Origin of the sequence: Marinobacter xestospongiae, assembly GCF_023156385.1 — a bacterium.
GTDB lineage: Bacteria > Pseudomonadota > Gammaproteobacteria > Pseudomonadales > Oleiphilaceae > Marinobacter > Marinobacter xestospongiae.
This window is the reverse complement of the sequence record NZ_JAKZAK010000011.1, coordinates 72,183-79,541: the sequence shown is the minus strand read 5'-3', so window position 1 is coordinate 79,541 and position 7,359 is coordinate 72,183. Positions and strand designations below refer to the sequence as shown.

Here is a 7,359-nt window from a genome sequence, read left to right as displayed (position 1 = left end):
GAATGAGGGTACCGGCAGCGACCCTCCTTCCCCTACCTCGTTATCTCAAAGTGCTGCGGTTATTGTCTGACATCAGGATTAAACAGCATTCGCCCATACACCTAATGCTCCATAGGAATCCATTTATAGCGGATCTCATAGGTAGCTACAGCAACTTTTGAATTGCCGATCGTCAGCATATGCTCATCACCATAACCATTCAGGATCACCTCAGCGCCTCTTTCTAAAGAGGGCATTGATTTCAACTGTCTGGAAACCATCTCGAATGACGCTCTTGAGGGAATGATCATCGAAAGCCAGGTGACCAACTCTTCCTTCGACAACAAATTGTCGGTTAGGTAATAGGCATTAATAGAAAGACTGCAGACACCGTACTCAAGCAACAACAGTGAACCATTCAGATATTGCGCATAGTACACGCCAGACTTTTCATCCAAACCGCTTTTAAGAACGCCTTCATATTCTGACGTTATTTCTGGAGGTAGCGTATAAACAAAACATTCATCCCCATAAGATCTGCTGGAAAACGCAGCCATGCATACCAATAAAAAGAAACATATCTTAGTCATAGCCAGCGTCATCCTTAAGCGTACCATGCAGTAATTGAGCGACGTACCCAGAGCTGGCTGGAAAACCCTCAGGGAGCAGCGACCAATACTCACTCCAACTCCATCATCGTACTGGCCAACATGCTCACAAAGGAAACAAAAAATGTAACTTTCAGCATATAGATTCCCAGCCCTACTGAGAGCGGCCAGACCATCCAGGAAATCGTTCCGATGTAGATTCCAAAGTAACCAATCAGGAAATACTTTGTCTGGCGAGCGGAATGAATCTGAAGACGCTCGAAGGATACGGCGAACAGAATGACAACCATTGGAATAAGCACATCGCCCAGATACAGGATGAGAGGGCTTAAATCTCCAGTTAACTGGGAGAAATGATTCAAACCAGTGGAAAATACTGCAATGACGATGGATAATAATACGGTGTTCCAGTTAATAGTGCTGGATTTTATGGCCTCACGGATTTCCGAGGGCTTCTGATCACAGTTCTCTAACTCGTAACGAAGGTTTCGTCGCCGCAGATAGCCGAAGATGCCTCGTGTGGTCCATACCTGTTTAGTGGTGCTGTCCAGTATCGCTCCGCTGATAAAAACCCGGTCCCTTCGACTAACCCGGCATCTTAGCGCCCGGAGGGCCGCCCTGGTTTTCGGGGTGTCAATATGGCTTCCAACCTGAATGAGTTCAAAAACAATCGCAACAGGCAGTAATTTCTTTTTCTTGGCTTTGGGCTTTGACTTGGAAGCAGATGCCTCTGCTATGTCTTGTTCCTCGGCCTCCAACGCCTGCTCAAAATCTTCTCTGAAGGCCTTTCCGGTGGCGATCAGCTTCTCACGGGTTAGCTCTTTTGAGATCGGACCATCAATGAACAACGCGACCTTGATCGCCATACCGCTAACCTTGATAGCAATGCGGGAGCAGTAAGACTTCAATGTTCGTAATGCGGGCGCGGTCGAAACAACACTGACTGGACTTCCGTCCACTTCTGCGACATCGTCGAACTCCGGTAACGGACCACCAATCAACGGCGCTGAATTGGCATGGCGCGTCAACGACTCTAGATACTGAATAAGAAGCTCATCCTGGGCCTGCTCATCCGATTCGGCCTCAAGTTGATCCAGCAATGCCTCTTCATTGGGCAGCTGAGACACCTCGTCAACATCCGTAACAATAGTCCAGAAGCGCTCCACGATTAAACGTTGAACAAGACGATCAATAATGTAAGACACAACCACATTCCTTTGTAGATAAATTAAGAAGCCGGCACTGGCCCGGATCAATGTTACACTATTTCACTGGCAAACATAAAAAAGGCTACTGCTCTCTTGATATCGGAGGAAATATATCCCATACACTCAAAATCCGATTTATCAATAAAACACCAGCCTGAATAATTTTATTTAAGAGATTAAAAATAAATATAAGATTCTATATAGCCGTTAGGCTCAAACTTCTTCATCTGGCCAACGATCTGCCGTCTGTTATCTCTCGCCGCACGCAGGGCGCAAATCTGGTACCGTTGTCCCTGGGTCAGTTGTCGGTATCCCGTCACAACTCTTTTTTGGTCTGTAACCCGAACGAGGGTTCCTACAGCGCCCTTCTTCCATCTCATTATCCCAAAGTGCTGCGGTTATTGCCGAACATCAGGAAAACAGGGAGCGTAACCTGCCCATGAACCAGGAATCACTTTACCCGCCCGGCTTGGCATCCAGCGATAGAGTCGTTCTGTTCGACGGTGTCTGCAAGCTGTGCTCTGCCTGGGCCCGTTTTCTCATCAGGTTCGACAGGAAGCGTCGATTCAAGCTGGCGACGGTTCAATCATCGGCAGGCAAAGCCATTCTGCAGTGGTATGGCCTACCAACGGATCACTACAACACCATGTTGCTTGTTGAGGGTGCGACGATCTACACCAGATCCTCTGCTTTTCTCAGAGTTGTGCGAAGACTGCCCTGGCCCTGGCCGTTGATGTGCATTGGTTGGGCTATCCCCGGCCCCATCCGGGATTGGCTTTACGATCGTATTGCATTGAATCGCTACCGGTTGTTTGGTCGTTACGAGACCTGTGTTGTTCCGAACAAAGATCATGATTCCAGGTTCCTGAATGACTAGTGTCCCCCTGAACTATGCTATTTGCCGGCTCTCCGTCGCCTTTGTTTGGCTCTACCACGGTCTGGTGCCCAAATTGCTCTACCTGCATGAGGATGAGCTGGCGATGAGCCTCGCCGCCGGACTGTCGCAAACGGCGGCCGAAACCCTCGCAACCCTTGCCGGTGTCGCGGAGATTGGGATGGCCTTTGCCGTCCTGCTTTTCTGGCGCCAGCGCTGGCCACTGATTCTCACGGTGGTGGCAATGCTTGGGCTACTGGTGTTTGTCGCCGCATTCCGGCCCGAGCTATTGGGTGGCGCTTTCAACCCAGTCACCACCAATGTCGCGTTGATCGCGCTTGCTATCGTTGGCCTGAACCTGCAACGTTCAGATCAGGAGGAAAGCTAGCAGGCTTATTAACTCAAACATGAAGGCCTGACCAGTTGTCCAACTCACTGGCCTCTATCGAAGGAGAATCGCCATGAAGATGAGTCCGAAGGATTTTGTAGCGCGCAAAGGCACCAAGCCGATTCCCATGCTCACGGCATACACCTGCCCGGTTGCCCGCAGTGTCGAGCAGGCTGGGGTACCGATCATTCTTGTCGGGGATACGGTCGGGATGGTCGAGATGGGTTTTGACAGTACCCGGGATGTCACCATTGAGCACATGGAGTATCACATCGGAGCAGTGCGCCGGGGCGCGAAGAGTACCCACATCATCGGCGACTTGCCCTATAGAACAGACAGAGACCCTGAAACGGCCCTCGAGAACGCACAACGCCTGGTCAATGCCGGCGCCGATAGCGTGAAGCTGGAGGGTGCGAACACTCAGGTCATCCGTCACCTTGTCGAGCACAACATTCCCGTTGTCGGGCATACCGGACTACTCCCGCAAACGGCCGAGAACTTCAAGCAGGTTGGCCGCACAGAGGAAGACGCCAAGAGAGTCATGGACGAAGCCAGGTCCATTGAAGCGGCAGGCGCTTTCATGGTTGTGCTGGAGCATATCCCCTACCCTCTGGCCCGTGAAATCACTCACGCGCTGGCCATACCAACCATTGGCATCGGGGCGGGTCCGGACTGTGACGGGCAGGTTCTGGTGATCAACGATGCCCTTGGGCTGGGCGACTACTGGCCGCCGTTCTCCAAACAGTATGCCTATGCCAGCAAGACCGTACTGCAGGTCGCGTCGGAGTTCTCCGAGGAAGTGGAATCGATGAAGTTCCCAAACAACATCATTCAGTTCACCGGCACAAACGGTCGTTAACCGCTGAATCAATGGGACGCGGAAGTGCGCCTTCGTGTCCCATTGATGCAACGTCTATCGAGATTGGAGAGCACGACCTCATTCTCATCCCAATCAAGGTAGGATGAATTTACGCTAGGCTATTCCAATAGTCGGTCGTTACTGGCGCACAAGCATCTCAACGTAGGATGGCAGTACAGGTTAAGACATACCGGCGCTCAGCGAAGCTGTACCCTTCCGGGCTTACTGCCCTGTATTCTTCCGCTTGAACAACTTACTAAGCAGCCCAACAACGCCCGCAACGATAATTACACCAAACTTCTTCAGAAACAGCAGAGCGGCTGCGAAGAAGCCGGTTTTCGCTACCACTTTGCCAGCCACCAGTGCACCCAGACCATAGGCCGCGACGGTGTCCACTTCCGGATCGAAATCGCTGTAGCGGTGCCCTTCATCAAACTCGGCCATGCCCAGCACCGTATCCAGGTTGCTCTCAATCTCGGGCAGTTGATGCATGCCCGCGATGAAGTTGAGCACCAGCACGCCCTGGCGCCCAAGCGCCCGGATGTTGTAGTTCAGGGTATTGACCTGGGTATCACCGAACTGGAGCTCCTGGGCCCAGTACAGCTTGTGGGACTGCTGGTTGTAATGGGGTGTCGCCGCCCAGCCCAGCAATTCGACAGGCTGGTAGCCGGCTTCAATACGGGCCGGGTTCGATGAGCGGGTGTCCTCCTGCATCTGTTCGAGCAACTCGGCGTAGTCAATGTCGGCGGCATCGTCGTCGGACACATACCCCTCGGCCTCGTACTGGATGGTTACGCCCCAGGACTCATCATCCAGCGGGGTATAGCCTGCCGGAAACAGCATGCCCAGGGTTTCTTCGCCCGGCGGGTTGCCCCATGCCTCCACCAACACCCGTTCGCTGTCTTCAGGAGACAGGTAATAGAAGCTGTTTGGCACATTCAGTGTGGCCACACCATTCGGCAGGCTGATCTTACCCTGCTGGTAATCCAGGCTGTTGACGAAATGCTGAGCCCACTGCTGGTATTCCTGCTGCTGGTCCAGTTTTTTCGCCTCTGCCGCAACTTCCGCCTCGGAAGGCTCATTGGCCAGCACCCACTGGCTGCAAGTCATGAGTAACGCGGACGAAAACAATACGATGGCTTTCATAATGATTCCCTATGATTTGGTGCTCTTCCCTGATGGAGCAAACCCGATGTGTGGAGAAAGGGGCATTGCGTTGATTCGAAAATCAGTCCGGAGTATATCAGCCCTGTTTCAATAAAATCCTGAAGCAAGATCAACTGTGTGCTGGAATGGGGGCCTGTATATTACTTAGTAACCAGCGAATCCGGCTCCAGGATAGTTACGCCATCACACAAGACGAACTATGATGGTCGCCAAGCAATTCAGATGCCGTTTTCCTACCTTTTCCAATCACTGATCAAGGTCAAGATGCCGTGAAAAAGACCGTTCTGTCAGCGTTATTGCTGTTCAGCCAGGCCTGCCTGGGAGATATCGGCTTTGCGGTCGACTCCTACGAAGACACGACCAGAGCAAGAACGCTGGAAACAACGGTGATGTACCCAACCAGTGCGGTCTCGCCCGAGAAACAGTTTGCGCAGAATGCTGCCTTCTATGGATTCACTGCGATTGAGAATGCCGTCGTAACTGGCCATCAGTTGCCGGTTTACATCCTGGTCCATGGCACCTCGGGAAACTGGAGGAACCTCTCCTGGTTGGCCAGCCAGCTGGCAGAGCGTGGCGCCCTGGTGGTATCAGCCAATCACCCCAACTACACCAGTGGCCAGGCCACACCTGACAGCGTCATCAGAATGTGGGATCAACCGCTGGATGTCTCGTTCCTGATCGACAACCTCCTGTCAGGCCCGTATGGCCCTTACGCAGACCCGAAGAACATCACCGTCATTGGTTACTCGTTGGGTGGCTACAGCGCATTGGCACTTGCCGGTGCCAGGTTTGATATCGCCGGGTACCACCAATACTGCGAAGGTCACCAGGATGTGTCCTGCCAGTATTTTGCCAATGCCCTGGCCGGGCTGACAGACGGGGATCGTTCAAAGATTTCTGAGGACTACCGTGACACCAGGGTCACTCACGCAATCGCCCTGGCACCCGGGTATGTCCCAGCGGTCCAGCCAGACAGCCTGCGTGCGCTATCCGCCAGAACGCTGATCATTGGCGCGGAACTTGATGAACGTATTCCTCCCGCCTTGCAGTTGAAACCGTATCTGGAGCCGGCCGCTGACCACATCCGCTACCGGGAAATAGCAGGCGCCTACCATTTCAGCTTCATGCAGATCTGCAAGCCCGAAGCCGAGGCCATCCTTGCTGAAGAGGGTGCGGCGTTTGTCTGCCAGGAACGATCCGACATTGATCGGGAGCGGTTCCATACCCAGCTGCAACAACTCATCGAGGAGTTTGACACCCTGTAGGCCACACCGGGCAGCGCCTGTTTTCGATACGCCGTTGGTTGGTTTTCCAAGTCTTTGTGATCCAGCTCACGAACGTCATCATGGCGCACAGGAGTCCCGATCCGATAAGCTAGACAACAAGTTGAAAAACTCACATAAAACACCCCTGTCTAGCTTTCCGGTATGCCTGCCCTCGACTCAACCAAACGCGCGCCCTCAATTGAAGACTACGAAGTCATGGAACAGGGGGTGTGCGACCAGATTGGCCAGAATCTTCGAGTCGTTCGCACTCAGCTCGGGATCAGTCAGTCCGAACTCGCCTGCCTGATCGGGGTGTCCCGCAGCCAGTACCGCCGCTATGAGGAAGGCCGGGATCTGCCCCGGCTGCACACCGCCATTCTCTGGTCAGTCGAGACCGGCATTCCAACTCACTGGCTGTTCACCGGCACCGGACACCACAACTGGGTGGATGTGCCCTGGCACCCATCCTGGGTCGCCGTGCTGTACTTCCTGAACAAGGCACCCGGGTATGCGCTCAGATCCCTTCAGGCGGCCCTGGAAGGCTTGGCGGGATCAGCGTCAACCGGGCCCCTGGCGCACTATCGCAATCCGGGGATCGAAGAGTGTCGGAGCTGTATTGATGATCGCTACTATCAGGCAATTTCGAAACACCTGCGGCGGTTCCGTCAGGAGCACAGCCTTTCCCAGGACACCATGGCCCACCACCTCGGCATTTCCACCGCAGCCTACAAGCGCTACGAAGCATTCGGCACCAGTATCCACTTCAGCATTCTGCTGATTATGCGATTCTGGTCCGCCAGCGGCATCAGCCCGATGACGCTGACCCGCAATACCCCGGTGTTCCAGTACCGGCAGCAGCAGAACGACAATTTTGCCATCCTGCTGCCGCTGTTGAACAAGCTGTCGGTGAACCAGCTGGAAAGCGTGAAGCTACTGTTAGACACGCTCTGGACCATGTCCGGTCGCAACTATCTAACCGGAAGGGCTATCTAACCGAAAGAGCTATCTAGC

At 53.5% G+C, this 7,359-nt stretch carries 8 protein-coding genes; 5 read left to right on the top strand and 3 right to left on the bottom strand.

Annotated features, from left to right (window positions below; genetic code table 11):
* Nucleotides 1–101: 101 nt before the first annotated feature.
* Together MLD24_RS09775 and MLD24_RS09770 are read right to left on the bottom strand one after the other, a co-directional pair.
* Nucleotides 102–662 carry a hypothetical protein gene (locus MLD24_RS09775; protein WP_248166486.1) on the bottom strand — a complete coding sequence of 187 codons (561 nt, stop codon included), beginning with the start codon at nt 660–662 and terminating at the stop codon, nt 102–104.
* Nucleotides 659–1,792, bottom strand: coding sequence for a hypothetical protein (locus MLD24_RS09770; protein WP_248166485.1), 1,134 nt, complete (start codon nt 1,790–1,792; stop codon nt 659–661). The genes MLD24_RS09775 and MLD24_RS09770 overlap by 4 nt, the downstream gene beginning before the upstream one ends.
* 442 nt (nt 1,793–2,234) lie before the next feature.
* Here MLD24_RS09770 and MLD24_RS09765 point away from each other — a divergent pair, with 442 nt between their 5' ends.
* The 3 genes from MLD24_RS09765 (at nt 2,235) to panB (ending at nt 3,916) form a co-directional block, all read left to right on the top strand.
* The gene (locus tag MLD24_RS09765) at nt 2,235–2,672 is read left to right on the top strand and encodes a thiol-disulfide oxidoreductase DCC family protein (protein WP_248166484.1); all 438 of its coding nucleotides are present in this window, start codon (nt 2,235–2,237) and stop codon (nt 2,670–2,672) included.
* Entirely contained in the window at nt 2,665–3,057 is a 393-nt protein-coding gene (locus tag MLD24_RS09760; protein WP_248166483.1) for a DoxX-like family protein, read from the top strand. Before MLD24_RS09765 ends, MLD24_RS09760 begins: the two co-directional genes overlap by 8 nt.
* 73 nt (nt 3,058–3,130) lie before the next feature.
* The gene (panB, locus tag MLD24_RS09755) at nt 3,131–3,916 is read left to right on the top strand and encodes a 3-methyl-2-oxobutanoate hydroxymethyltransferase (protein WP_248166482.1); all 786 of its coding nucleotides are present in this window, start codon (nt 3,131–3,133) and stop codon (nt 3,914–3,916) included.
* Nucleotides 3,917–4,138: 222 nt separating this feature from the next.
* Here the strand turns inward: panB and MLD24_RS09750 are convergent, their stop codons facing one another.
* Nucleotides 4,139–5,062 (bottom strand): DUF2167 domain-containing protein, encoded by a 924-nt coding sequence (locus MLD24_RS09750; RefSeq protein ID WP_227171472.1) that lies wholly within the window; start codon nt 5,060–5,062, stop codon nt 4,139–4,141.
* Nucleotides 5,063–5,352: 290 nt separating this feature from the next.
* On the opposite strand from MLD24_RS09750, the gene MLD24_RS09745 reads away from it, so the two are divergent.
* Nucleotides 5,353–6,348, top strand: a complete 996-nt coding sequence (locus MLD24_RS09745; RefSeq protein WP_248166481.1) for an alpha/beta hydrolase family protein — start codon at nt 5,353–5,355, stop codon at nt 6,346–6,348.
* Between the two features lie 162 nt (nt 6,349–6,510).
* Entirely contained in the window at nt 6,511–7,341 is an 831-nt protein-coding gene (locus tag MLD24_RS09740; RefSeq protein ID WP_248166480.1) for a helix-turn-helix domain-containing protein, read from the top strand.
* Nucleotides 7,342–7,359 lie beyond the last annotated feature (18 nt).

Coding starts and splice junctions, on each gene's coding strand:
- MLD24_RS09765 (WP_248166484.1), top strand. CDS start 2,235: ATGAACCAGGAATCACTTTACCCGCCCGGCTTGGCATCCAGCGATAGA.
- MLD24_RS09760 (WP_248166483.1), top strand. CDS start 2,665: ATGACTAGTGTCCCCCTGAACTATGCTATTTGCCGGCTCTCCGTCGCC.
- panB (WP_248166482.1), top strand. CDS start 3,131: ATGAAGATGAGTCCGAAGGATTTTGTAGCGCGCAAAGGCACCAAGCCG.
- MLD24_RS09750 (WP_227171472.1), bottom strand. CDS start 5,062: ATGAAAGCCATCGTATTGTTTTCGTCCGCGTTACTCATGACTTGCAGC.
- MLD24_RS09740 (WP_248166480.1), top strand. CDS start 6,511: ATGCCTGCCCTCGACTCAACCAAACGCGCGCCCTCAATTGAAGACTAC.